The following is a 21618-nucleotide window of genomic DNA, read 5'->3' as shown; positions in this document are numbered from 1 at the left end:
GCCGCGATCAGGCGCGACGCTGTTCGGGTTCTGCTTCGTCGTCCGGCAACGCGTCGGCGCCGATGGGCGCGCTGGCGCTTCGTACGGCATCCGCGAGACTGTCGGACGTGTCGTCCAGCATCTCGTCGTCCGCAGGACGGGAACGGGACGCGTTGGCCTGGTCAGCCTCGCCAGGCATGACGCCGGCCGCTTCCGCTCCGTCTCCGGCAGCCGCTTCGGCGGCCGGCTTGCGATCTTCCTCGCTCCAATCCGCGCGCAGCGGCTCGGACTGCACATCGGTCGGCACTGCTTCGGCGCCAACCTGTTCCGTTGGTTCCGCGTGCCCGCGATCAGCCTCGAGCGTATCGCGGCTCGGAATTTCCTGCGTCGACGCGACGTCTGCCGCGGCATCGCCCGGCTGGCCAACCGATGCGTCGTCCGCCAGCGCCTGCGGCAGATCGCCCGCTGCGTCGCCGGCAACCGGCACGTCACCGTCGAAATCCATGGCCTGTTGCGCGAGCAGCGCGGCCTCGATGTTCGCGGCCGGCTCTTCGAGCGCAGGCAGGTCGTCGAGCGCCTTCAGGCCGAGATCGTCGAGAAACTGCTTGGTCGTCGCATACAGCGCCGGGCGCCCCGGCACGTCACGATGGCCGATCACCTCGATCCAGCCGCGATCCTCGAGTTGCTTGACCACCTGCGTGTTGACCGTGACGCCGCGAATCTCTTCGATGTCGCCGCGCGTGACGGGTTGCCGGTACGCGATGATCGCGAGCGTCTCGAGCACCGCGCGCGAATACTTCGGCGGTTTCTCGGGATGCAGGCGATCCAGATAATGGCGCATCGCCGGCTTGCTCTGGAAGCGCCATCCGGTCGCGAGCGCCACCAGTTCGACGCCGCGGCCGGACCAATCCTGTTTCAGATCTTCGAGCAACGTGCGGACCGTGTCAGCCGACACGCCGTCGGCAAAGAGCTTGCGCAAATCGCCGAGCTTCAGCGGTTCCTGCGCGCAGATCAAAGCAGTCTCGAGGACGATCTTCGCCTCTTGGGTATTCATGCAGCTAGGCCAGACCCTGTGGTCAAACGAACCGGATCAACAAACAGACGAAAGGAACGGAAGACGCGCTCGCCCGATTCTGATCGGTCATATTGATGGGAGCACGAACCGGGGGCGGCGAACCAACTTCAGGCCAGGCCCAAACCGGACGGAACAGCACGGCTCAACGACGGAACCGCGTGACTGAACGCCATATTACGCAAAATTGCCCGGTGCGTAAAGATGAGCCGAGCGGGCCGCCGCCAGCCCGGCGTGTGCGCTCCGGCCCTGCTTCAGCGGGCGGCCGAACCGCGCGCGAGGAACCGGCGCAGCCGCTCGACGCCCGCATCCAGTCGAGCCGGATCGCACGCGTAGCACCACCGTACGAAGCCCTCGCCCTCCGGGCCGAACGCGCGCCCCGGCGCTAGGCCGACACCTGCCTCGCGAACCAGCGTCTTGCAGAACGCGAGACTGTCGGCCGCGCCCGGCAGGCGCAGGAACAGGTACATCGCGCCCGGCGGAGGCGGCACTTCGACGTCGGGCAACGTCCGCAGCGCGGCAACCAGGTGATCGCGCGCGTCGCGCAATGACGCGACGAACGACCGCACGAACGGCTCGCCGTCGCGCAACGCAACTTCGCCCGCGGCCTGCACGAAGCCCGGCGCGCACGACGTGTTGTATTCGACGAGCTTCGACAGGTCGCTCGTCACCGATGCCGGCGCGACGAGCCATCCGAGTCGCCAGCCCGTCATCGCCCACGCCTTCGAAAACGAATTCACGACGACGACCCGCTCGTCGCGCGCAGCGATGTCGAGAAACGACGGCGCGCCGTCCGCATCGAACGCGAGCCGTTCGTACACTTCATCGGCGACCAGCCAGATGCCGTGACGGCGACAATAGGCAAGCACGGCCCGCTGGTCGTCGCGCGACATCGTCCAGCCGGTCGGATTGTTCGGCGAATTGATCAGCAGCATCCGCGTCCCGGGCGTCAGCGCGCCGAGCAGCCGCCCGACATCGAGCCGCCAGCCCGCGTCGCCATAGTCGAGTGGCACGCATTCGACCTGCGCCCCGAGGATTTTCGGAATCTCGACGAGATTCGGCCACAGCGGCGTGACCGCGACGACGCGGTCCCCCGGACCGACCAGCATCTGCGCGGCCAGCATCAACGCACTCACGCCGGAACTCGTCACGGCCACCGTGTCGGCCGCCGTCGCGCCGTGGCGCGCGCCGACGTAGGCCGCGATCGCCGCGCGCAGCGGCGCGGTGCCGAGGTTGTGCGTATAAAAGGTCGCACCGTCGCGCAGTGCGGCCGCCGCGGCGTCACGGATGAAATCCGGCGTCACGCGATCGGATTCGCCGAACCAGAACGGCAGCATGTCCGGCACGCCGAAGCCGGCATTCGCCACTTCCCGGATCAGCGACGGACGCAGCGCCTGCACCGCCGCGCGCGCCGCCGGCTCGCCGGTCCCGGGAAGAAAATCATCGGATTGCACCATCGAGGACCACCGTCGACGAACACGATCCGCGTAGTGTACCGGCCCTCAAGCGCGGCCGGCGCAAGTCGGCACGCGTCAGTCGAGGTCTTCCGCCCGCGCCGGCATCTGGCGCACGAGCTCCCAGATCGCCTGCGCGGCAGGTGACAACGACCGGTCGCGGCGGCGCACCAGCTCGACCGTCCGTTCGGTGCGCGGCGTGAGCGGCCGCGCGACCAGCGTCGAGCCGGCCGGGAGCGGCAACGACAGCCACGGCTGCACGCTCACCCCGACGCCCGCCTCGACCAGCCCGAACACCGTCGCCGAATGCCCGAGCTCCTGCATGACAGTCGCATTGACGTGATGGGCGGCCAGCGCGGCATCGATCAGCGGCCGGCTGCCCGACGCGTGGTCGAGCAGCACGAGGCGCTCGCCGTCCAGCGCCGTCCACGGCACCTCGGCCCGTGCCGCGAGCGGATGGTCGGCACGCGCGACGAGACAGAACGAATCGGTCATCAACGGCTCGCACACGAGATCGGCGACCGTCAGTGGCCCGATCACGACACCGAAGTCGACTTCGCTCGACTTCACCTTGCGCAAGACGTCGCTCTGCACGTCGTCGCGCAAGCCCAGCGTCACGAACGGGAACTGGCGCTCGCACGACGCAACCACACGCGGCATCAGCCGGCAGGCGATCGTCGGGCTCGCCGCGACGATCACGCGCCCGCGGCGCTGCTCGCCGATCTCGCGGATCTCGCGCAGCGTGTCGTCGAGATCGTCGATCAGGCGCGACACACTCGCGATCAGGTTCGCACCAACATCGGTCAGCTGCACGTCGCGCGTCGTGCGGTCGATCAGCTTCAGCCCGAGCTCGGCCTCGAGCTCGCGCACGCAGCGGCTGACCGCGGACTGCGTGAGCCCGATCTCGTCGCCCGCGCGACTGAAGCTCCTGAGCCGCGCGACCTCGATGAATACGCGAAGCTGGCGCAGCGTGACGTTCATCTCCTGACCTCATCAATCATCGATATCGATGCGCGATTTTAATGCGCGAATCCGGCCTCGAGGTGCGAATCCGGCACCTGCCGCGAATGTTTCGCTGCGGTGCAATACATTCGCGAACGCACGTGGTGCGGGCGAACTGCACAAGATTGGTGATTGTCCCGATTTGCTGCCGGGTTATTTTGGCGTCTTATACGCCCCTAGCTGACTTAGCCGTTAGCTCGCTGCCAAGCGGCTCTCGAGGGATTTACCTCCGACATGGCACGCTTCGTGCATCACCTAGCGCACAGGGCGTAGGTTTCGTCGGACGGAAGAGCAGAAACACCGCTGCCGGCCAACCGGACGCCCCCACCCGGCACTCGACGATCGAGTGCTTGAAGAGTGCGCGGCGCAGGGCAGCGCACCGGAGTTAGCTTCGCTGAGGTGAGGACATGATGCTGTTCGACGATTTGAGAGATAACGAGTGGGCGCTGGTCGAGGGTCTGTTTTGCTCGGAACCCGCACGGAGTGAACGGCGCGGCCGTCCCCGCGTGGAAGCCCGCTCGGTGGTCAACGCCGTGCTGTGGGTGCTATCGACGGGTGAAGGCTGGTCGAAGCTGCCGGGCCGCTACCCGTCGCCGCCGACCTGCCGCCGTCGTTTTGACGAATGGCAGGCGGACGGTACGCTCGCCGAAATCGTGAAGCGACTCGGTACGAGCGGCCGGCAGATCTCGCTGCGCGGGCGCATCGGCGCAAGCGCCGCGAAGCCGCCCGCACCGCCGAGCCGCGACCGGCTGCGCGGCGCCTTCTGGACCAACCCGGAATCCTGGCGCGCCCCCGTCAAGATGGCGTAACGCATGCTCGATCGGGCGGCTTCGGCCGCCCGGTTTCTTTTCTGCGACGCGACTTTTTCGCGGCGCCCGCATTGCCGTCGATTACCGTTGTCGTGCCGCGATACATCTATTTACCAATATTTACAGCTAGCCTGCACTCCCGCGCTTACCTTAGCGAAATATCAACAGGCCGCATCGACGGCTTGAAGGGAGCCCCGCCATGAAACCAATGTCACTGCTCGTCGCATGCGGCATTGTCATTTCCCTGGCGCTGACGGCTCCAGCTCATGCCGACGATCGCACGAAGCCGCCCCACCGTCAGCAGGATCACCGCAACACCCTTCGCCAGCCGCCGTCCGCCAACGCGTCCGGCCGGCAGACCGTGCCGCGCGGCGACCTGCGCGGCGACATTGCCAGCAACGCGCGGGCGCGCATCAGCTCGCAGCCGTCCGACGTGCCGCGTCATCCGTAGTCCTGCCGATTTCAGGAATTCGCCAAAGAAAATGCCCGCTTTCGGGAACTGCGCCGCAAGCGACGAGTCACATCGTTGCCATGAGCACAGCGTGGCAACAGCAAAAGTATCCGGTACGCCCGTATCCTCGTGATACGGGCTTTTTTTTGGCATGACCGAGTCGCGCGGCGACGCACGAGCCGGGATGATTCGCCGCTACAGACGGCTTTCGAGAATCGCGACGGCGCTCGCTTCGCTCAACGCGTAGTCGTCCATGCGGCGATCGGTCCAGGAAAGTAATTTCTCGTCACGCTCGAGGCGCGAGAATTCGGCTCGACCGCTGTCGGTCAGCACGGCGATGTCGACCGGGGCGTGGAAGCCCGGCGCGGGGGCAACGGTCTTCTGCCTGACCGTGTCCATCAGCCCGAGCGAACGGAGATACTCGAACACGCCCGGGCGGCGTGCCCACGGTACCTGGCGGTACTGCACTCGTCTCAATGCGTCGAGCACCGCTTCGTTGGAATACGTGGCCATCTCGATTCTTTCTTAAAGTGCAGCGACAATGCGAAGCGGCGCGTCGGGCGGGGTCTCCGCCCGCCGATACCGCCACCGATTCTGGAGGCCGACGTTCGGCGTCGCGTCAGGGCCGGATCGTCAGCCGTCCATAAAAAGACACCATACCCCAATCAAATTGATTCTGTTCGATTCATTTGTACTTCTCTTCATCTGTTTCATGCTCTGCCGCAAGCGGCGGAGAATCATCTCGATCGCCGCCGCCGCGCTGTTCTGGCTGCTCGCGACGGGCTGGCTCGCCGCGCCGCTGATCGCCTGGACCGAGGCCGGCGTTATGCCGGTCGAGCACCCGGACATGCACGGACGAACCACGCTGATTGTCATCGGCGCCGGCACGCGTCGCACCGATACCGGGCTGCGCCCGCCACCCGACGGCGCCGCACGCATTCACAAGGCTGCAGCGCTCTATCGCGTGTGCCGACAGCAGGCCGAACGCTGCACCGTGGTGATGTCGGGCGGCGACCCGCAGCATCACGGCGAAACCGAAGCAGTCGTATACGGGCGCCAACTTCTCGCCGAAGGCGTTGCGCCTGCCGACCTCGTGCTCGAACCGGACAGCCGCACGACCTACGAAAATGCGAAATTCACTGCATCTATACTACGCTCACAGTATGACGACGCACGCATTCTCGTCACCTCGTCGTACCAGATGCGCCGCGCGTTGCTCGATTTCCGCCGTTTCGGCATCGATCCACAGCCCGTTTATGCGAACCGCCGGCTTGCGCAAACAGGCTGGCTCCCGCGCTGGCGCAATCTGGCCAACGCCGAGCAGGCACTGCACGAGCTGGTCGGCATCGCGCAATTCCACGTGTACCGGTGGCTCGGCTGGTTTTGAGAATTGCCCGGAAACGGGCGAGGAAATCGCGATTTCGCGCAGGATGGCAGGCGCATGACGAAGTACGCGAAGTGTTGCGCGACTTCAACGGGGCCTTGCATCGCGCCTCGATCCGGTGCACATTGATCCGTCACTTTTGTTACACTCGACACGCACTCGATTGCAGTCGCCAGACAAAACGGCAACACTCGGGTTCATCACCACTTAGCGGAGGTAAAGCAATGAAGAAGACGTCCCTGGCTATCCTGGTAGCGATGTCGGCGCTGACTGGCGCAGCGTATGCGCAAGAGAGCACGCAGATCCAGACCATCACCGATCCGGCCAAGATTTCCGAGATCGAGCAGCGCGCACAAGCGCTGCAGCAGCAGCAAGCGGCCGAAGCCGCTCAGCCGGCGGTGCAGGAAGAGCATCATCACGGCAAGAAGGCTGCTCATCACAAGGCAGCAGCGAAGAAGGCCGGCAAGAAGGCGGCCAAGGCCGCAGACGCTGCCAGCCAGTAAGTTCGGCGGCACCGCACAAGTAAAAAGCCGAATCCGGGCAACCGGGTTCGGCTTTTTTGGTTGCGGCGCCTGCGCGCTGTGCTAAAGTCGCGCACCGAAATTTTCCACCCGTGCGCACCCCGGTGCGGAGGACAGCATGAGCAACATTCAACTCGACATCGAGTGGACCGAAGCCGCCACTCGCCAGATCAAGCAACTGATGCCACGCGGCTCGGCCGACGCGTTCCTCGCGCTGCCGCCGATCGAGTGCCTGCCGATGGAGGGCGACGTACTGTTCCTCGGCCCGCAAGGCAAGCAGCAGCCGTTCATCGTGGCCGAGCGCCAGTATCACCATGACGGCGACGCCGACTGGACGATCATCCTGATCCTCGACGTCCCCAGCGCGTCGCACTGACGCGCCGCTGCGACCGGATACGTCCGGTCGCCCTGCCCGGCTCAGACGAGCTTCGACAGCACGCGGATTTCGGTACTTTCGATCCAGTCCGCGGCCGTCTCGCGATAAGCGAGAATGTGCGCGGAACGCGCATGGGCAGCCAGTGCCGCCTCGCTCTCCCAACGCTCGACGAATACGAATCGCAGGGGCTCCTTCAGATCCCGGTGCAGGTCGTACTGCAACGCACCGGCTTCGTTGCGGGTCGGCTCGACGATCCCTTCGAGCGCGGTGCGCAGCTTTTCCTCGGCACCGGGCTTCGCCACGATCAGCGCCACGACTGCAATTTCCGCCATTCCCGACTCCTTCATCGATAAAAGTCCGAGAATACGCGAATCACACGTCGCGCATCGGCCACGCCGATGCGACACGACCCGACGGCCCCAAAAAAATAGCCCGCGCTTCAGAGAAGCGCGGGCGAAACCGTCGCCCTACGAGGATAGGCGACGGGGCCATCGAGATCCGCACGCTGGCGCGGATCGTCATCGGTTGCGCCGGCACATGTCGCGCCGGCATTCGAAGACGCCGATACCGATGATCCGGCGCTCGCGGCGCCCGCCCGGCATCTGACGTCGTCCTCCCTGTTTCAACAATTCCAATATATAAAGCAGGTTGCATGCCAGCCCTCACACACCAGTCATTCCATTGATTTAAAAGGAGATTTTTTGACGTTGGCGACAATGTGACACGTGTTCTGCCGCCGTAACGCACGGATGTTACGTAACGTCACGAGGAGGGACCGACCCGCTCGCACACCTGCATGCAGGAGTGGACGGCCAAGAAAAAAGCCCGCCGAAAGGCGGGCTTTTCAGTGACGCAGGGAAGGACCGCGATCAGCGAAGCTGGTTCACGAGCAGCCCCATGATCTGGCGTGCCGGCGACGACGTGTCGATCGCACCCGCATCGTCGACGATCGCAACGCGCGTCTGGTCGGCCGTGAGCGCCTTCACGTTGACGCGGTACTGCTTCGCCTGCTTTTCCTTCTTGCCGTGGAACAGCTGGCTCCAGAAGCCCTGCTCGGCCGAGGTCAGATCCTTCGGATCGACATAGCGCACGAAATACAGGCCCTTCGTGCGATCGCGATCGTCCACCGTGAAGTTCGCGCGATCGAGCGCGAGGCCGACGTGCAGCCACGAGCGGTCGTACGGCTCGCCGAGCGTGACTTCGGACGGCACGGCCGCGTCGGCCGCGTCGTTGCCCTGCGCCGACGTGCGCGAGACGTTCTGCGCGGCGATCGCCGCGGCAGCCTTCGACGATGCATCGGCGTCGGCCTTCTTCTCCGTCGGTACCGTGTTGTCCTTGATGTTCGCGATCGGCGGCTCGCCGTTCTTTGCGCGCTGCGCATTCTGCGCGAGCACGGCCATCAGCCGCTTCAGGTATTCGGTTTCGAGCGCCGGATCGTTCGGCTTCGGTTCCCACTTGCTCGAATCGTTGTTCGCGCCCGTGATCGCCTCGCGCATGCCCTTCTGGCTGATGAACACGTAGGTGCCGCCGTTCGGCGCCGAATCGAGGCGCGTGCGGTACTTGTTGCGCTCGGCCGTCACGTACGAGTTGCCCATCGCCTTCGAGATCACGCTGCGGATCAGGCCGTCGTTGATCTGCGGATGGGTTTCGTTCCAGTCGGTTTCCATCACGCCCTTGTCGCGCTGGTCGACCACGAGCAGGAAGCCCTGCTCCTGCCAGAACCGGCGAACCTGCGGCCAGATGTCGGCCGGCTGCTTGCCGTCGATCACGAGCCAGCTCTCGGTGCCGTCGCGCTGGATATGCATGCCGGCCACGGGCGGTGCGACAGTGTCCAGCGCAGGCGCTGCCTGCTGGACCTGCTGAAGCGCAGACAGGGAAGTCGCGCCGCCCTGCGGCGGCAGCGAACGCTGATCGGCCGTCTCGTCGAGCATGTTGGGCGGCACTGCGAGCGACGCTTCCTTCGATTTCGAATCGCTCTTGTAGTCCACTTTCGTGGGCGACGACGTACCGCAACCGGCGACGAGCGCGCCGGTGGCGAGCACTGCAGCGAACCGCATGGTAAGACGAAGATCAGTCATGTTCGGGGAATCCTCTTCCGCTAAATCACGGCGCTTTCCGTGGATCAACCTTGCATTTTACCGGGGCCGCGCCGCGATGTGCAAAAAAGCGACCGGCAAGAAAAAACCCGCGTCAGCCTGAACTGACGCGGGTTCTTTGTCTGGTCGGGGCGAGAGGATTTGAACCTCCGACCACCTGCACCCCATGCAGCTTGAAAATCGGGCCGAATGCCTTTACTGGACTGGCTTTCACGGGGCATCCTTCCAATATATTGATGATTTTGTGAGCACGTAACGACAAGGCTAAGCTCGGTTGAACTGACTCTAATTGGAAGAATTTCCCAGCGCCCCCGATCGCGATACACTGTATATCAATACAGTGTTGTTTCGCATCCACATGCTTCGCCAGCCCCTGCCGTCCTTCCAGTCGCCGACCAATCGTGAGCTGCGCGAAATGTGGCGCCGCTACCCGGACGGTCACGAGGTGCGGCGCCTGATCCTCGAGATCGCGAGGTGTCGGCATCAGTTCAGGGACGCCGAGGACCTGCGTCAAACGGTCCAGAAAGTCTGGTCCGAGGACGTCGGCGGCCACCTCGTGGCCCTCTATAAGCTACGCCTGATTTTGCAGGACGAAGCCAGGCACGCTGAAGACTGAAAGCGCCTCGACCACTCGCGCGATCGCATGGTCTGTCACGTTCGCGAACGGGAGCGCCGGCCGGCCGATCGCTTGGATCGCACCGGCATGCTGCCAGCCGGGCGGCAGATCCGGCACGATGTCGTTTCCGTTCTTGTACAGGCTGAGCGGCACCTTCGCGAGCAGTGCGGCCACACTCCCATTCGTGCTCACGCGCGGCGGCTCGAAGCCGTAGACGGCTGCCGGCGCCCTGCCGCCGACCACCATCGCCGCCGCAGCCATGATCGCGATCGCGGCGCCGAGCGAATGCCCGACGAGCGTCACCGGCCGGCCGTCGATCGCGGCGAGCACGTCGACGGCGATCGCGCCCCACGCCTTCCAGAACCCGTGATGCACCTGGCCGATGCCGATCACATCGATCGGATGCGCGTCGAGATCTGCGGCGACGCAGTCGAGGTTGTCGGTGCCCGGAAAGGCGACGACCAGGCCGCCGGCCGTCTGCCGCACGATCGCGCGCGAGGCGCTATCCGCCTTACCGATGTCCGGCTTTGCGGAATACGCCTCCTGCGCGAGCAGCGCGTAGTCGCGCGGCGTCATTGAAGCGGCGAGCCCGCGAGCGGCGTCGACGCGGCGGCCGGCGCAGTCGCCTCCGGAGTGCCGTAGACCACCAGCCAATCCGACAACGCGATCGACGCGGCGCCGAGCGCGAGCCGGATCGACGCCTGTGCTGCCGGATCGATCGGCAGCATGCCGACCAGGCCGATCGCCTGCGGGATCAGCGTGTTCACGAGTGATTGAGCACTGGCCACGTCGAGCACCTGGGCGGCCGCGCAGATCTGGCCGTTGTCCGCAGCGAGCTGCTTCAGGTTCGCTTCGCCCGGGAGAGACGCGCTCAGGTCGAGCAGCGTCGGCTGCACGACTGCGCAGGCTCGCGCGACCTGCACCTTGGCAGTCGCCGCGACGTCGGCGAGTTTCTGTTGCTGGGCCGTGGTGCAGCCGGCCGCGACGATGAGGACGGACGCGACAATGCCTGCCGCGAGCGGCATGAGCTTTTTCATGGGGCTTCCTTCGGGAGTGGTGCCGCGATGTGCGGCTGGCGGTTACTGCTGCGCGGTGGCTTGCGGGAAGAAGCGATTGACGACGGCATGGCCGAGCGTGATCAGCCCTGCAGCGAGTTGCAACTGAGCATCGAGCGGAATTTTCACGCCCATCGCCGATGCAGCCCAATCGATGAGCGGGACGAACGACGACGCGGTGAACGTGACAGCGCCGGTTTGCAGAATGGATTTCGGCATGGCTTACTCCTTCTGGTCTTGGACGAGCTCGTCCGGGGTGAAGACGAACCCGGCCTTGCGCGGGAACGCCTGGAATACGAAGGTCGGGAACGACCGGTGATGAATGCCGTGCGTCGGCGATCGGTGGAACTTCGCCGAGAGCGGCAGCATGTTCGTCATCGCGTCGACGAAGGTTTCGGGCTTCGCCGGATCGAACGCGTGCCAGTCGAAGCCACGCAGCTCGACGAGCTTGCAAACGAGCCAGAGGAACGATTCCTTGACCGGATACAGCTCCTTCGTCGGCTGATCGGTCGCCGGGTCGAGCACCGGCAGCTCCTTCACCTCGCCCAGCGCGACGCCGCGCACGACCGCCCAGTCGATCGCATCCGAATCAGCCCACTCGCAGAACAGGTGGTGATACTCGGGCGCCGGCTGGCCGCTGATCGCGCAGCGCAGGCCGGCCGCATGCCCTTCCTTCTTCGTGTGCCGGAACGTCGCCGACTCGGTGCGCGGCGGGTGATCCGGGTAGTACTCGATCTCGACGTCGGTCACGCGCACGGCATGCTCGCCGGCGATCTTCGGCAGGCCTGCGAGGCCCTCGGCCGTGCACTTCTCGCAGCGCTGCTCGAGCGCGACGTCATGGCTGCATCGGGTCATGTCTGGTCCAGAAATGAAAACGCCCGGCACGCGGCCGGGCGGGATTGCGAAATTTCGAAAAATCGAAAACTGGCGAGTCAGGCCACGCCGAGCGCCTTTTTGCAGGAATCCCAGAGCGCCAGGCGGTCTGGCATGCCGTTCGGCGTGGCCGCCGAGCGCGGATTGCCGAGGTTGATCGCCCGACTGATCGACAGGAAGTCGCCGGCATCGGCGAACGCGCTCAGGGCGTTGTCGGCCCAGAATTGCGCAGACACTTCGGCCGCGATGCTCGGCTGCGAAATCTGGTCCGGGTTGCCCTCGAGGTCTACGCCGATCTTCTGGCCCATCACGCGGAAGTTGTAGCGGCCGGTGACGCCGATCAAACCGCCAGCGCGGAACAGGAATCCGTCACCAGGTTTCGTATTACCGAGTTCCTTAGCCTTGGTCGCCGGCGGTTCGTACGCGCGTTGCGCCGGCGTCGGCCCCCAGATCTCGCGAAGCCATTGGAATCGGCCGGATTCGTGCCCGCACTGCGCGAGAAATGCCGCCTGACGAGCGGGCGAGTCGATCGCATACAACGCCATCACGGCCGACAGCGGGTCGGCCCAAGGCGTCGCGCGCGCGAGCGGAATCTGCAGTGCAGCGGAGAGGATTTGAGGTGTCATGGTTATCCCAGAAGCAGTTTCACGACTGCGGTCGCCCACTCGGGGATGGGTTCGTGTCGCAGGTAACGGAAGACGATCACGCCGACCGTGCCGAACGCGATCGTCGGGCCGGCCACGTGTCGGAGAAGAAAGCGCCACGCATCGGCGAGGCGGCACAACGCACGCACCACGCGCGCGCCACCTTCCCACGTGTCGACCATCGATTGCGTGTTTGCCTGGATCGTCGCCTGGCCCGCGATGATGGCGTCGATCTTTTCGTCCTGACGTTGAAGGTGTGCCTTCACTGCCGCGTCGCTCGCGTCGATTCGCTGTTCCAGCTTCGAGAAGCGGCGATCACCCGCGCGCAGTCGTTCCTCGACGCGCGCCGGCGCCGATGCGTTGTCAGTCATTCATCCCCCGGAAATGAAAAAGCCGCCCGAAGGCGGCTATGCATGGTCTTTTTCGAACTGAATCAGTTGCCCGCGCACAAGAACTGCACGGAGTCGGTGCCGGTACCTGTAAAGGTAATGGAGGTGCCAGACGTCTGCCCGACTTTCACGGCATTCGCCGCGGTCGTGTCATTGGCCATGCAGGTATAACTCGACGACGAAGTGAACACCGCCGATCCGCTAAGCGTGACCGTCGCCGAGCCCGACGACAGCGCTACGTTTCCTTGAACCATGTGCGGCGCATTCACGCCGGTACCGGTTGTGCTGTAGAGCGGCATTGCGCCGGTACCGGTCGATGAGAGCGTCGTGAACCGCCCGGTGTTCGCCGTCGTCGCGCCAATGGCCGGCGGCGAAGCGAGGTAGGTCGAGAAGCCGGTGCCGCTCACCGTGCCGGATGACGACAGGTTCGTGAAGGCGCCGGTATTCGCGGCCGTGCCGCCGATCGCAGGAGGAGACGCGAGGTAGGTCGTGAATCCCGCACCACTTACGGTGCTCGATGCAGACAGCGTCGTGAATGCGCCTGTGCTCGGCGTATTGGGCCCGATCGCGGTCGAATCGAGGCCGCCCGTGAACGTCGAGGAGGTCGCATTGATCTTGAGCGCCGCCGTCGAATTCGGAACGACGGCCAGAGGGAACTTGTTGTTCGTGCCATCGTGCACGTACAGATTGCCCCCGGGCGCCATGTTGATCGACCAGATCTGTCCGCCCAGCGCCCAGGTGACCTGGTTGCCTTCGGTGCCAGCGAGCACCACACCGCCACCGTAGAACGTGGTAGGCGGGGTCGTGCCGGTCCCGATTACGAACGCATCGGCCTGTCCGTTACGAAACGTGGTCGGAAGATACGCGCCGGTTCCGGTCACCGTCTGCGTGAAGACGTAGCGGTTGTTCGTGTAGTCGGTACCCATCCACAGATGCTGTTCTGCGGTCGGGTTCGCTGACATCGTCACGCCGAGAAACGCGTTGTTCGTGCTGGCTGGCCGATACAGCGTCAGGTTCGTGTCGTAGCCTGCTGTGCCACTCGAATTGAGCCCCTGGAATACCGCCGTATTGTAGTAGTCCGATTTGAGCGCGACGCCGTCTCCCACATTGGTAGTGGATGAGGCGATGAGACCACCGAGCGACGTCACCGCGATGGACTTCGCGGTGCTGCTGCCAGTGCCTCCCAACACGAGCACGTTGTTCGCGTTGTTGTTCACCGTGATGACGTCGCTGCCGTTCGAGACGCTCAGACCATTCGCGATCGCCGGCGAATTCGAGAGCACGACGGCTCCGGTCCCGGTGGCGGTCGCCGTGCCGGTGCCACCTGATGCGATGGGCAGCGGAGACGACAGACCGCTGATCGTGCCGCCGGAAATGCTCGCGCTTCCCGCGATCAGTGACGGAACCGTCAGCGATCCAGCGAGCGTGCCCCCGGAAATCGGCAAAACGCTGGAGAACGCATTGTTGAGCTGCTGCGCGCTCAATATCTGACCGGGAACGAACTGAGCGATGGCCACATTCGCGGCCGATGCCATGCACATCAGTGCGCATCCGATGAGTCGGGAAAGGCGAATTTTCATGGATCGATCACCAGGTGATTGCCTGAACAGCGTCGACAGTTGTCGCGGCGTTGATTTGATCCTTCAGGGTTTGCTTGCGCTGGAACGCAGCCCAGCCGCGCGCCAGCATCGCCTGATACAGCCCTTCGAGATCCGCGAGGGTGAACGGGACATGCGTATTGTCCGCGGCCACCCAATAGAACCCTTCGGGAACGCCGCCGGCGATCGAATAGCCCTGCGTGGTCTGCATCAGCACCGTCTGGCTGCCCGGGTCTGCCTGGAATGTCTCGGTGACGCCGCCGGCGCTTTTGAACGAAACGGGCTGCAGGATCGCAGCGGCGTAGGACGCAGAGATGACGGCGAGCTGAGCCTCCTGCGCCTGGGCGAGCAGTTGCGCACCACTCAACGCAACGACGCTGCCAGCGGAGACCGCATAGGCGGACGGGTTGGTCGCCTGATCCTGCGTGCACCCGATTGCGCCTTCCGGAATCGTGCCGTCCCGGGTCGCCCCCGATCCGGTAATCCGACCCGAGGCATCCGCGAAAACGTAGTATTCGAAGTTCATGAATCAGCCCTCTATCAGGGATTCGGAGAAAAAATCGCCTGTACGTGCATACCGAGCGCGATGCCAGGGGCGGTCGACTGCGTCGTCACTTGCATGGTCACTGTTACGGTCTGCCCGGCAAGGATCGGCGCAACGCCCATATGCGTCTGCGAAGAGAGCGTGGAATCGCTGGAGACGCTCGAGCCATTGATCGTCAGGGAGGCGTTCAACACAGACGCCGAAGTTCCAGATGCGTTCAACGAGCCCATTGCCGCGACGCTTCCCGGACACGGTGCCGTAAAGCTGACCGTGGTTGTGTAGGTCGTGCTGGCAGCCGGCGAATTGATCGACGTGCTGTTGTAGACCGGCGCGACTTTGGGCGACCAGATCGCCGGCGACGCGGATTGCAGGATGTAGTTCGCACCGTCGGACATGACGATGAGCAACGCACCTTGCTTGCTCAGCGCAATGGAGGTCGCACCGGAGAGGTTCTCGCCCTGGATCAGTTGTCCGGCGACTGAAGTCTGCACCGTCGGCACGAAGCCGGCCTGATTCATGAAGCCGAACACCATGCCGGCTGTCAGTGCTGCGCTCGGCAGTTGATATGTGAGCGCTGCGCCGGCGTAAAACATCGTCCCAGCGTCGGCAACTTGCACCGCGTAATTGACCGCCCTCTGCACGGTCCGGCAGATCTGCGACTGTTGGACCTGGCCGAGCTGCGCTGCGTGATAGGTCTTCGCCGCCGGCGCAACTTGCAATGCGCCACCCACGCTTTTCACCAATACCCAGCACAGCGAGCCGCCGTTGATCAGCGGGCCAACGTAGGACATCAAAGTCGCGACGCCGCCAGCGACCAACTCGCCGCCTTGCAGCGCCAGGCCGCCCGCGCCGAAAATCGGTGCGGCTGGGAGTCCGTCTGGAGCATACGTCGACGCACCGGTGTTCGAGTGCGCGACTCTGAAGGTTTGAGCGATGCCAGTCGCAGTCGGGAGGGCCGTGAACGGTGCGGCGTTCGCCGCCGCGTATGCGTTCGCGGCGCCGGTGTCGGCGAGCACGACGGAGTTACGCGAGGCAGCGCTGACAGCCGCGGTGAAATTCGCGAGCAGCGTGCCGGTTGTGCCGTCGTCGACGGCAGCCTGCCCCGTTTGCGCGACGATGAACTGCGCGATCACGGCCGTCATGATGCTGCTCTGGCGCCAGGTCTTGTTGCAGGCTGCGGACTGCGCCGTGCCTGCCTGATAACCGCTTTCGACGGCGGCCAGAGCAGCATAGGCAGACTGCGTGAGCACGTTCGCGCCCGCGCCTACCGCGAACGGCAGGAAGTCGTTTTGAATGGTCACGGAAACTCCGGAGGGAAGATAGGCCGCGACGCCCTATGCGAGCGTCGAGCCATCGAGGGCAAAGGTGTAGTCGAGTTCGCTGGCCGAGACGAGCTGGTCGCCGGACCATGCACCGGCGTCGAAGCCAGCCACGTATTCGTTGGTCATATCGAAGCCGAAGATCGGCGCGCCGTCGACCGAGGTCACCGCGTAGTTGACGCGGATCGCCTCCGACTTGAGCGACAGCAACCCGTTTTTCAGCAGCGCGAGATACAGCGCGGACGGCTGCTTTCCTGCGACGCCGATCGTGATCGACATGTCGCAGTGATCCTCGAGGAACACGAGCGACCCGGCCGGCGCCAGCATGTCAAGGATGTCGGCCGCGCCGCCCGGCGTGCCGTCCCAGTGGTTCGCCGCGATCTTCGCTCGCAGCGTCATGCGGTACGTGTCATTGTCCAGCGAGACAAGACCTGTATCCGGATCGAACGGGCCCTTCCAGACGCCTTGATCGAAGCCCAGACCGTCCAGGTCGAACGCGAAGTAGATGCCGGTCAGCGGCGTGCTCACCTGCCTGCTGAGCCCAATCCACTCGCCCACGATGTCGAGCTGATCGCCGACCGCGTCGTCCAGGTCGAACTGCGCGGGCATGCCCTCGAGCACGTTCATCAGATCGACCAGCGGCGCGGCAAGCATCCCTGTCATGGCGACGAACAGCGGCTTGTCGCTGTGCTCGGACGTGATCAGCGCGGTGTAATCGTCGAGATCTGCCATGCGGTCACCCCGTTGCGATTTGCACCTGATCAGCCGTGCACGAGGCTGATTCGTTGAACAGCAGCGCGACATCCGGCGCGCCGGCGCCGCGCGGCCCCGTCAGCACCAGGCTGATGATCTTGAACGTGGCCGAGCCCGGGATCGACTTCGCCGCAGCGATACAGTCGTCCCACTCGACCGCGGCGGCCGCGCCGCCGCCGATGTCCACGCCATTCACGTACGCGGCGATCGCTGCCTGAAGTGCCGTTCCGGTCGACGTCGTGTAGCCCGTCAGCACGCGGATCGTGACGACGGCTGAGATCGGCGCATCGGTGGGACGGAAGAAGTTGATCGGCACCGGCATGCCGTAGCGGTTGAACGTGACGACGTTGGTCGTGCCGTAGGTGCCGCTGCCAGGCGTCTTCTTCACCGAGATCGCATTGGCGATCGCGTTCGCGTCGCCGCCTTCCACGACCAGCGCAATGCGCTTCGCGGGGATGCCGTTCGCATCCGTAACCTCGGTGTCGTTTTCGTAGGCGCGGTACCGCGTGACGCCCGAGATGTTGGCGACCGCGCCGACAATGCCATCCAGCACCGTCTGCGACGGCAGCGCCGTAGAAACGGTCTGGCGTTTGCGCAGCGCCGGGTCCAACTCAACCGGCGCGCCGGGAGAGGCATCCGACGCGTTTGTGACGGTCTGCCAGCCGCGCGTCGGCGTGCCGATCTGGTTGATCGTGCCCGCGAGCGCGGCGATCGCGCCGATCGTCGTGCAGGTCGCCGTAACGGTGATCTGGCCGGCCGGCGGAATCGTCACGGTAGACGGGAGCGCCCACTGGTTGTCGTTTCCGTCCTTCGCGATCCCGTTCGTGATCGTCGTGCCGGCCTGCCCGACCAGCGTCAGATCAGCGCTCGAATACGACGGCGCCTCGCGCTGAATCCCGTTGATCTTCACGTTGCTCGACAGCGCCGCGCCGACCGCCTTCGACGGGCTGAACGAGTTGTAGATCCCGATCGATACCGAGTTGCAGTCGGCGATGGCCTGCGCGAACACGGCGAGCAGCTGGCCATCCTGGCTGTCCGGATCGATGTAGACGTCCGTCCCGTAGATCGCCTGATACTTCGCCTGGAAGTACGCGTAGACGTCCGCGTACGTCGGCGCGGTGATGCCGTTCGCGTCGATGGTCGCCGCGACAGTGGTGAGGGTCGTCGTCACAGGGTCGCCTGAACAGTGGTGGTTCCGTAGATGGTCGTGATCGTCGCGGTGACGGTCAGCTTCCGGGTGTCGCTATCGCGCGAGCTCGCGTACGCGGTGATTTCGGTGACGCCGGTCGTACCGAGGATGCACGCGCGAATCGCCGCGTCGGCCGTGCCCTGCGTGTTCTTTCCGATCACGGCCGGCCAGTCCATGCCGGCCGTCGTATCCAAGAACCACTCGCCTTTCAGAAGGCGCAAGCGTGTCAACACGGCCTGCGCGACCGCGTCCGGCGTGTTTACGAGGAAGTCGTTCGCGGACCCGCCGAAGACGAAATCGTCGTTTTCATCCAATCGTCGGTATCTCATCGGGGCCTCAGAAACGAAAAACCCGGCTCGGGGCCGGGTCAATTGAGCAGCGACGGCTGCATCTGGTTTTCGAGAAGCTCGCGCTCCGCGTCGAGCCCGGGCAACTCCCGTTTTCGCGCCAGCATCAGGTGCGAGCCAAACGAGGCGCGCACCTTCGATTCGACCTCGCGCGCGATCAGCGCCTGCATCTGCTGCCAGAGCGTCTGCTCGCGGCGGCCGAGCTCGTCGCGCATCCGGAAGAACTCCTTCACCAGCGCTATCTTGAAGGCGATCACCTTCGGCGAATTCCGCATGAACGTGATCAGCAGAGTTGCCTGGTGCTCGTTCAGCATGGCGTACTCGGTAGCCTTGGCGCGGCCGCCCTGCGGGAGCGCGCGGCCCTTCCGCGTTTCAAATGCGAGTGGGCCGAGCTGCTCGAAATCCGAGCGATAGCGCCGGACCAACTCGAGCACGTTCTTGTGCTGCAGGCCGACGCCTCGCGCGATGATCTCGGACGAGGCGCGCGCCTCGCCGTCGACCGGCACCACCAGGGGAAACGGAAAATCTTTCACTGGAACTTCCTGCAGATCCCTGGAAGTAAGGGACTGCGGAAACGCGCCCAGGACGCGCGCTTTCGGCTGGCCGGCCTATCCGCAGTCTTGAAACAAAAAACCCCGCTCGAGGCGGGGTTCGGTTGAGGGTTTCGGGTGATCAGTTGACCGGGCCGGTGTTGCCGCCCTGTGCGTCGGGGTGAGTGTGCGTGTCGTCGACGCGCTTGCCGTTCGCGGAAATCTGGCCAATCACGTTGAGGACGCCGCTGAACACCGCGGCGGCGCCGCTCAGCGCGCTGCCGACCATGCCGCCGACAAAGGTCAGCAAGCCCGTGATCGTCACGGCCGCCGAGAACGTCGAGAGCGGCGCAACCACGTCGAAGCCGCCCGGCGCGACAATCTTCACTTTCTGCAGCGTCGGGTTGAGGTCGATGTAAGTCGCGCCGTCGTCGCTGCGGAGCTGAGCGGACGTCGCGCTGATGCCCGGGAGAGCGCGCGGGCGCGAGCGCACGCCGACCAGCGAGAACCCGTCAGCGAGCGAATGCGCACGCGATTCGGCCTGCTCCTGCACGCCACCAGACTGCCACCACGCGTCGATGCAGCGTGAGGCGAACACCACCAGGCATTCGTCGCCGGCGGCGATCGGGAACGTCGCCGTCACGCCGCCGCCACCCTGCCATACAACGGGGCAGTCGGTCAGCAGCGGGAATGGCGACGTGCTGATGGTGCCGTCCTCGTTTCGGATCGAGTCTTTCGTGCCCGGCTGCACGGATACCGTCATCGCGACGGGGTCGAACGATTCCACCGTTCCAGGAAGCGCCGTCCAGACTTCGGTTAATCTTGCACCGATGGCATGCTTCAACGCCTCCAACTCGTCGTCGGTTCGTTCGCGTCTATCCATGGGGAATCACAATGAAGAAACTTGTTTTGCTGGCGATGCTGGTGTCCGGTGTTGCATCGGCACAAGATGCCTACGTAATGTTTAAAGGGTCACCGGCAACGGAAGACGTGTCTGCAGATCGATACATCTACGTTCTATTCAAAAACAAGCCTTGCAAACTTCCGATCGCAGACGCGCCTTACATGCACAAGGCGGCGATATTCAATACAGAAAACCCAGATATCGGTTGCTGGGGTAAAACGCTCGATGCGAGCAACGCAGAGGTATTGATCATCGGGCCGTACGGACACAAGAGCACGGCGGCATTAACCGAGTTTTACTCGGCAACCCTCGACAAGAACGGGACTGGTCATCTCAAGGGGAGAGCGATGAGCTTCGATGAATATTTCAGCAACATCAAAAAATCACAGCACCGCTCGGATTAACCAAACCTCTTGATCGCATTCTCAGGCTGAACAACCAAATTATCTGTAATAGATCTGGCCACCGACGTAGCATCCGTGGCAAGGCACAGCGCCTCGCTATGCCACTCGTTCCCGCGTGTATCACCGCGATGGTTTACCGACATCAGATAATAGAAACCGTCTGAATCGATTTTGTTCTCAAGTTGTGCCCGGCCTTGATCGGCTTGCTGGTTGATATTCAAGCTGTACTGATACTGCTGAATACTGGCGTTGTTGAGGTGCACCAGGCCGCCGATCTTCAGGCTCGGGTTCAGCAGCGTCTGGAAGCTGATGCCGTTGATCATCTGCACCGGCCAGCCCACCATGCCGGTCTTCGAGTTGATCTCGGGGATGTCGTACGGCGCGTACGACGTTTCCGGGATCATGATCACCTTGCCGTCCTGGATGCTCCAGACCGTCTGCGTTGCACGCGCGATGCTGCGAAGCACGTCCCGCGCCAGGTTGAAGATCGGCTTCCCGCGCGGCAATGGATTGCTCGGAAGCGGCGCGATATAACCCGCCGTGACGCCGTATGGTGCCATCGCCTGCAGCGCGGCGTTGACCTGATCCTGATATGTCGAGCCAGCGGCGAGCGTCTGAATCACCTTCGCGAAGCAGTAGGCCGAGTCGCCGTCCGCCGCGAGCACGTTCAGGAACGTATCGGTCGGATTGTCCCGTCCGCGCCATACCTGTTTGATCTGCCCGTCGAAGATGATCGAAAAGTTGCCCGGGTAGCCGGCCTGGATCACCATGCGCGTGAATTCCTTCTCAACGCGCTTCGACGTGTTGTCGGACAGGTTGTAGATCTGGACGAGCGCAGAATTCGGAGTTTCCCGGTCGCCGCGCTTGATATCGAACTTGACTCGCAGGTCCGAGAAGTCGAGCGCATCGCCCGCGTCCTGACCGATGATGAGCGAAAATTTCCGTCCGAACTGTTCAGCCATCAGTCTGTCACCCAGAAAACGTGCGATCCGACGCCCAGATCGTCGAATGTCGGGACATCGTCAGGGCTCGCCGCCCCCTGCACCCATAAACGGCCACCAAAGCCGAGATATCCGAACTGGCCCAGCAAGTCGACGCCGGTCACCAGCGGGATGCCGTTGACCAGCGGATTGCCGCTCGCATCCGCGACGTCGAGGATCCAGCCAGTGCTGCCGGCCTCGCGGTACTGCACCGTAAGCTGGTAGTCGACGCCACTCAGCGTGATCGTGAATCGCTGTGGGTCAGGGGTCAGCGGGATTTCGTAGAAGTTCGGCATGGCAAAATGAGAAAGCCCTGCATTGCAGGGCTT

At 64.2% G+C, this 21618-nt stretch carries 28 protein-coding genes and 1 pseudogene; 7 read left to right on the top strand and 22 right to left on the bottom strand.

Annotated elements, in window-relative coordinates:
* Positions 1-7: 7 nt before the first annotated feature.
* The 3 genes from scpB to U5798_RS29235 all read right to left on the bottom strand — a co-directional run bounded on the left by scpB (position 8) and on the right by U5798_RS29235 (position 3486).
* Positions 8-1033, bottom strand: coding sequence for an SMC-Scp complex subunit ScpB (gene scpB / locus U5798_RS29245; RefSeq protein WP_322083983.1), 1026 nt, complete (start codon positions 1031-1033; stop codon positions 8-10).
* Positions 1034-1305: 272 nt separating this feature from the next.
* Positions 1306-2508: a pyridoxal phosphate-dependent aminotransferase gene (locus U5798_RS29240; protein ID WP_322083982.1), complete on the bottom strand. Its 1203-nt coding sequence runs from the start codon at positions 2506-2508 to the stop codon at positions 1306-1308.
* A 75-nt stretch (positions 2509-2583) separates the two neighbouring features.
* Positions 2584-3486: a LysR family transcriptional regulator gene (locus tag U5798_RS29235; RefSeq protein ID WP_124454817.1), complete on the bottom strand. Its 903-nt coding sequence runs from the start codon at positions 3484-3486 to the stop codon at positions 2584-2586.
* Between the two features lie 431 nt (positions 3487-3917).
* Between U5798_RS29235 and U5798_RS29230 the strand changes: the two are divergent.
* Both U5798_RS29230 and U5798_RS29225 read left to right on the top strand, forming a co-directional pair.
* Positions 3918-4313: pseudogene (locus tag U5798_RS29230) on the top strand (transposase); the annotation flags it as partial.
* A 202-nt stretch (positions 4314-4515) separates the two neighbouring features.
* Positions 4516-4767 carry a hypothetical protein gene (locus tag U5798_RS29225; RefSeq protein ID WP_124454815.1) on the top strand — a complete coding sequence of 84 codons (252 nt, stop codon included), beginning with the start codon at positions 4516-4518 and terminating at the stop codon, positions 4765-4767.
* A 195-nt stretch (positions 4768-4962) separates the two neighbouring features.
* Here the strand turns inward: U5798_RS29225 and U5798_RS29220 are convergent, their stop codons facing one another.
* Positions 4963-5280 (bottom strand): hypothetical protein, encoded by a 318-nt coding sequence (locus U5798_RS29220; RefSeq protein WP_006495354.1) that lies wholly within the window; start codon positions 5278-5280, stop codon positions 4963-4965.
* A gap of 157 nt (positions 5281-5437) precedes the next feature.
* On the opposite strand from U5798_RS29220, the gene U5798_RS29215 reads away from it, so the two are divergent.
* From U5798_RS29215 to U5798_RS29205, 3 genes are all read left to right on the top strand, one after another.
* A complete protein-coding gene (locus U5798_RS29215; RefSeq protein WP_124455036.1) occupies positions 5438-6154 on the top strand; it encodes a YdcF family protein in 717 nt (238 codons plus the stop codon).
* Positions 6155-6375: 221 nt separating this feature from the next.
* A complete protein-coding gene (locus U5798_RS29210; protein WP_124454813.1) occupies positions 6376-6654 on the top strand; it encodes a hypothetical protein in 279 nt (92 codons plus the stop codon).
* A gap of 136 nt (positions 6655-6790) precedes the next feature.
* Positions 6791-7048: a hypothetical protein gene (locus tag U5798_RS29205; RefSeq protein ID WP_011884572.1), complete on the top strand. Its 258-nt coding sequence runs from the start codon at positions 6791-6793 to the stop codon at positions 7046-7048.
* A 41-nt stretch (positions 7049-7089) separates the two neighbouring features.
* Here U5798_RS29205 and U5798_RS29200 read toward each other — a convergent pair whose 3' ends face one another.
* Together U5798_RS29200 and bamC are read right to left on the bottom strand one after the other, a co-directional pair.
* A complete protein-coding gene (locus U5798_RS29200) occupies positions 7090-7380 on the bottom strand; it encodes a putative quinol monooxygenase (protein ID WP_124454811.1) in 291 nt (96 codons plus the stop codon).
* A 537-nt stretch (positions 7381-7917) separates the two neighbouring features.
* Positions 7918-9126 carry an outer membrane protein assembly factor BamC gene (gene bamC, locus U5798_RS29195; protein ID WP_124454809.1) on the bottom strand — a complete coding sequence of 403 codons (1209 nt, stop codon included), beginning with the start codon at positions 9124-9126 and terminating at the stop codon, positions 7918-7920.
* Between the two features lie 307 nt (positions 9127-9433).
* Here bamC and U5798_RS29190 point away from each other — a divergent pair, with 307 nt between their 5' ends.
* Positions 9434-9760, top strand: coding sequence for a hypothetical protein (locus U5798_RS29190; protein WP_322083981.1), 327 nt, complete (start codon positions 9434-9436; stop codon positions 9758-9760).
* On the opposite strand, the gene U5798_RS29185 is transcribed toward U5798_RS29190, so the two are convergent.
* From U5798_RS29185 to U5798_RS29120, 14 genes are all read right to left on the bottom strand, one after another.
* Entirely contained in the window at positions 9716-10336 is a 621-nt protein-coding gene (locus U5798_RS29185) for an alpha/beta fold hydrolase (protein WP_322083980.1), read from the bottom strand. The two genes, U5798_RS29190 and U5798_RS29185, sit on opposite strands and share 45 nt — an antisense overlap.
* Complete coding sequence (locus U5798_RS29180; RefSeq protein WP_322083979.1) at positions 10333-10797, bottom strand: hypothetical protein; 465 nt, start codon at positions 10795-10797, stop codon at positions 10333-10335. Before U5798_RS29180 ends, U5798_RS29185 begins: the two co-directional genes overlap by 4 nt.
* Positions 10798-10839: 42 nt before the next feature.
* Entirely contained in the window at positions 10840-11034 is a 195-nt protein-coding gene (locus U5798_RS29175) for a hypothetical protein (protein ID WP_122945271.1), read from the bottom strand.
* Positions 11035-11037: 3 nt separating this feature from the next.
* The gene (locus U5798_RS29170; protein WP_322083978.1) at positions 11038-11670 is read right to left on the bottom strand and encodes a hypothetical protein; all 633 of its coding nucleotides are present in this window, start codon (positions 11668-11670) and stop codon (positions 11038-11040) included.
* 77 nt (positions 11671-11747) lie between these two features.
* Positions 11748-12314, bottom strand: a complete 567-nt coding sequence (locus U5798_RS29165; RefSeq protein ID WP_322084012.1) for a lysozyme — start codon at positions 12312-12314, stop codon at positions 11748-11750.
* A 2-nt stretch (positions 12315-12316) separates the two neighbouring features.
* Positions 12317-12703, bottom strand: coding sequence for a hypothetical protein (locus U5798_RS29160; RefSeq protein WP_322083977.1), 387 nt, complete (start codon positions 12701-12703; stop codon positions 12317-12319).
* A gap of 62 nt (positions 12704-12765) precedes the next feature.
* Positions 12766-14301 (bottom strand): hypothetical protein, encoded by a 1536-nt coding sequence (locus U5798_RS29155; RefSeq protein WP_322083976.1) that lies wholly within the window; start codon positions 14299-14301, stop codon positions 12766-12768.
* 7 nt (positions 14302-14308) lie between these two features.
* Entirely contained in the window at positions 14309-14845 is a 537-nt protein-coding gene (locus tag U5798_RS29150) for a DUF4376 domain-containing protein (RefSeq protein WP_322083975.1), read from the bottom strand.
* A 14-nt stretch (positions 14846-14859) separates the two neighbouring features.
* On the bottom strand, positions 14860-16164 hold the full coding sequence (locus U5798_RS29145) for a hypothetical protein (RefSeq protein ID WP_322083974.1): 1305 nt from the start codon (positions 16162-16164) through the stop codon (positions 14860-14862).
* A gap of 33 nt (positions 16165-16197) precedes the next feature.
* A complete protein-coding gene (locus tag U5798_RS29140; RefSeq protein WP_322068008.1) occupies positions 16198-16914 on the bottom strand; it encodes a DUF2612 domain-containing protein in 717 nt (238 codons plus the stop codon).
* A gap of 4 nt (positions 16915-16918) precedes the next feature.
* Positions 16919-18106, bottom strand: a complete 1188-nt coding sequence (locus U5798_RS29135) for a baseplate J/gp47 family protein (protein ID WP_322083973.1) — start codon at positions 18104-18106, stop codon at positions 16919-16921.
* Positions 18103-18453 carry a hypothetical protein gene (locus tag U5798_RS29130; RefSeq protein WP_322084011.1) on the bottom strand — a complete coding sequence of 117 codons (351 nt, stop codon included), beginning with the start codon at positions 18451-18453 and terminating at the stop codon, positions 18103-18105. The genes U5798_RS29135 and U5798_RS29130 overlap by 4 nt, the downstream gene beginning before the upstream one ends.
* 38 nt (positions 18454-18491) lie before the next feature.
* Positions 18492-19004 (bottom strand): Rha family transcriptional regulator, encoded by a 513-nt coding sequence (locus tag U5798_RS29125; protein ID WP_322083972.1) that lies wholly within the window; start codon positions 19002-19004, stop codon positions 18492-18494.
* A gap of 139 nt (positions 19005-19143) precedes the next feature.
* A complete protein-coding gene (locus U5798_RS29120; RefSeq protein WP_322083971.1) occupies positions 19144-19884 on the bottom strand; it encodes a Gp138 family membrane-puncturing spike protein in 741 nt (246 codons plus the stop codon).
* Positions 19885-19895: 11 nt separating this feature from the next.
* Between U5798_RS29120 and U5798_RS29115 the strand changes: the two genes are divergently transcribed.
* Positions 19896-20309, top strand: coding sequence for a hypothetical protein (locus U5798_RS29115; protein ID WP_322083970.1), 414 nt, complete (start codon positions 19896-19898; stop codon positions 20307-20309).
* Here the strand turns inward: U5798_RS29115 and U5798_RS29110 are convergent.
* Both U5798_RS29110 and U5798_RS29105 read right to left on the bottom strand, forming a co-directional pair.
* Entirely contained in the window at positions 20306-21271 is a 966-nt protein-coding gene (locus U5798_RS29110) for a phage protein (RefSeq protein ID WP_322083969.1), read from the bottom strand. The genes U5798_RS29115 and U5798_RS29110 overlap by 4 nt on opposite strands.
* A complete protein-coding gene (locus U5798_RS29105; protein ID WP_194131367.1) occupies positions 21271-21585 on the bottom strand; it encodes a phage baseplate plug family protein in 315 nt (104 codons plus the stop codon). The genes U5798_RS29110 and U5798_RS29105 overlap by 1 nt, the downstream gene beginning before the upstream one ends.
* Between the last annotated feature and the right edge of the window lie 33 nt (positions 21586-21618).

Origin of the sequence: Burkholderia sp. BCC1972 (genome assembly GCF_905339605.1) — a bacterium.
Taxonomy (GTDB): Bacteria; Pseudomonadota; Gammaproteobacteria; order Burkholderiales; family Burkholderiaceae; genus Burkholderia.
This window is presented reverse-complemented; position numbering and strand designations above follow the sequence as displayed.

Coding starts and splice junctions, on each gene's coding strand:
- scpB (WP_322083983.1), bottom strand. CDS start 1,033: ATGAATACCCAAGAGGCGAAGATCGTCCTCGAGACTGCTTTGATCTGC.
- U5798_RS29240 (WP_322083982.1), bottom strand. CDS start 2,508: ATGGTGCAATCCGATGATTTTCTTCCCGGGACCGGCGAGCCGGCGGCG.
- U5798_RS29235 (WP_124454817.1), bottom strand. CDS start 3,486: ATGAACGTCACGCTGCGCCAGCTTCGCGTATTCATCGAGGTCGCGCGG.
- U5798_RS29225 (WP_124454815.1), top strand. CDS start 4,516: ATGAAACCAATGTCACTGCTCGTCGCATGCGGCATTGTCATTTCCCTG.
- U5798_RS29220 (WP_006495354.1), bottom strand. CDS start 5,280: ATGGCCACGTATTCCAACGAAGCGGTGCTCGACGCATTGAGACGAGTG.
- U5798_RS29210 (WP_124454813.1), top strand. CDS start 6,376: ATGAAGAAGACGTCCCTGGCTATCCTGGTAGCGATGTCGGCGCTGACT.
- U5798_RS29205 (WP_011884572.1), top strand. CDS start 6,791: ATGAGCAACATTCAACTCGACATCGAGTGGACCGAAGCCGCCACTCGC.
- U5798_RS29200 (WP_124454811.1), bottom strand. CDS start 7,380: ATGGCGGAAATTGCAGTCGTGGCGCTGATCGTGGCGAAGCCCGGTGCC.
- bamC (WP_124454809.1), bottom strand. CDS start 9,126: ATGACTGATCTTCGTCTTACCATGCGGTTCGCTGCAGTGCTCGCCACC.
- U5798_RS29185 (WP_322083980.1), bottom strand. CDS start 10,336: ATGACGCCGCGCGACTACGCGCTGCTCGCGCAGGAGGCGTATTCCGCA.
- U5798_RS29180 (WP_322083979.1), bottom strand. CDS start 10,797: ATGAAAAAGCTCATGCCGCTCGCGGCAGGCATTGTCGCGTCCGTCCTC.
- U5798_RS29175 (WP_122945271.1), bottom strand. CDS start 11,034: ATGCCGAAATCCATTCTGCAAACCGGCGCTGTCACGTTCACCGCGTCG.
- U5798_RS29170 (WP_322083978.1), bottom strand. CDS start 11,670: ATGACCCGATGCAGCCATGACGTCGCGCTCGAGCAGCGCTGCGAGAAG.
- U5798_RS29165 (WP_322084012.1), bottom strand. CDS start 12,314: ATGACACCTCAAATCCTCTCCGCTGCACTGCAGATTCCGCTCGCGCGC.
- U5798_RS29160 (WP_322083977.1), bottom strand. CDS start 12,703: ATGACTGACAACGCATCGGCGCCGGCGCGCGTCGAGGAACGACTGCGC.
- U5798_RS29155 (WP_322083976.1), bottom strand. CDS start 14,301: ATGAAAATTCGCCTTTCCCGACTCATCGGATGCGCACTGATGTGCATG.
- U5798_RS29150 (WP_322083975.1), bottom strand. CDS start 14,845: ATGAACTTCGAATACTACGTTTTCGCGGATGCCTCGGGTCGGATTACC.
- U5798_RS29140 (WP_322068008.1), bottom strand. CDS start 16,914: ATGGCAGATCTCGACGATTACACCGCGCTGATCACGTCCGAGCACAGC.
- U5798_RS29130 (WP_322084011.1), bottom strand. CDS start 18,453: ATGAGATACCGACGATTGGATGAAAACGACGATTTCGTCTTCGGCGGG.
- U5798_RS29120 (WP_322083971.1), bottom strand. CDS start 19,884: ATGGATAGACGCGAACGAACCGACGACGAGTTGGAGGCGTTGAAGCAT.
- U5798_RS29115 (WP_322083970.1), top strand. CDS start 19,896: ATGAAGAAACTTGTTTTGCTGGCGATGCTGGTGTCCGGTGTTGCATCG.
- U5798_RS29110 (WP_322083969.1), bottom strand. CDS start 21,271: ATGGCTGAACAGTTCGGACGGAAATTTTCGCTCATCATCGGTCAGGAC.
- U5798_RS29105 (WP_194131367.1), bottom strand. CDS start 21,585: ATGCCGAACTTCTACGAAATCCCGCTGACCCCTGACCCACAGCGATTC.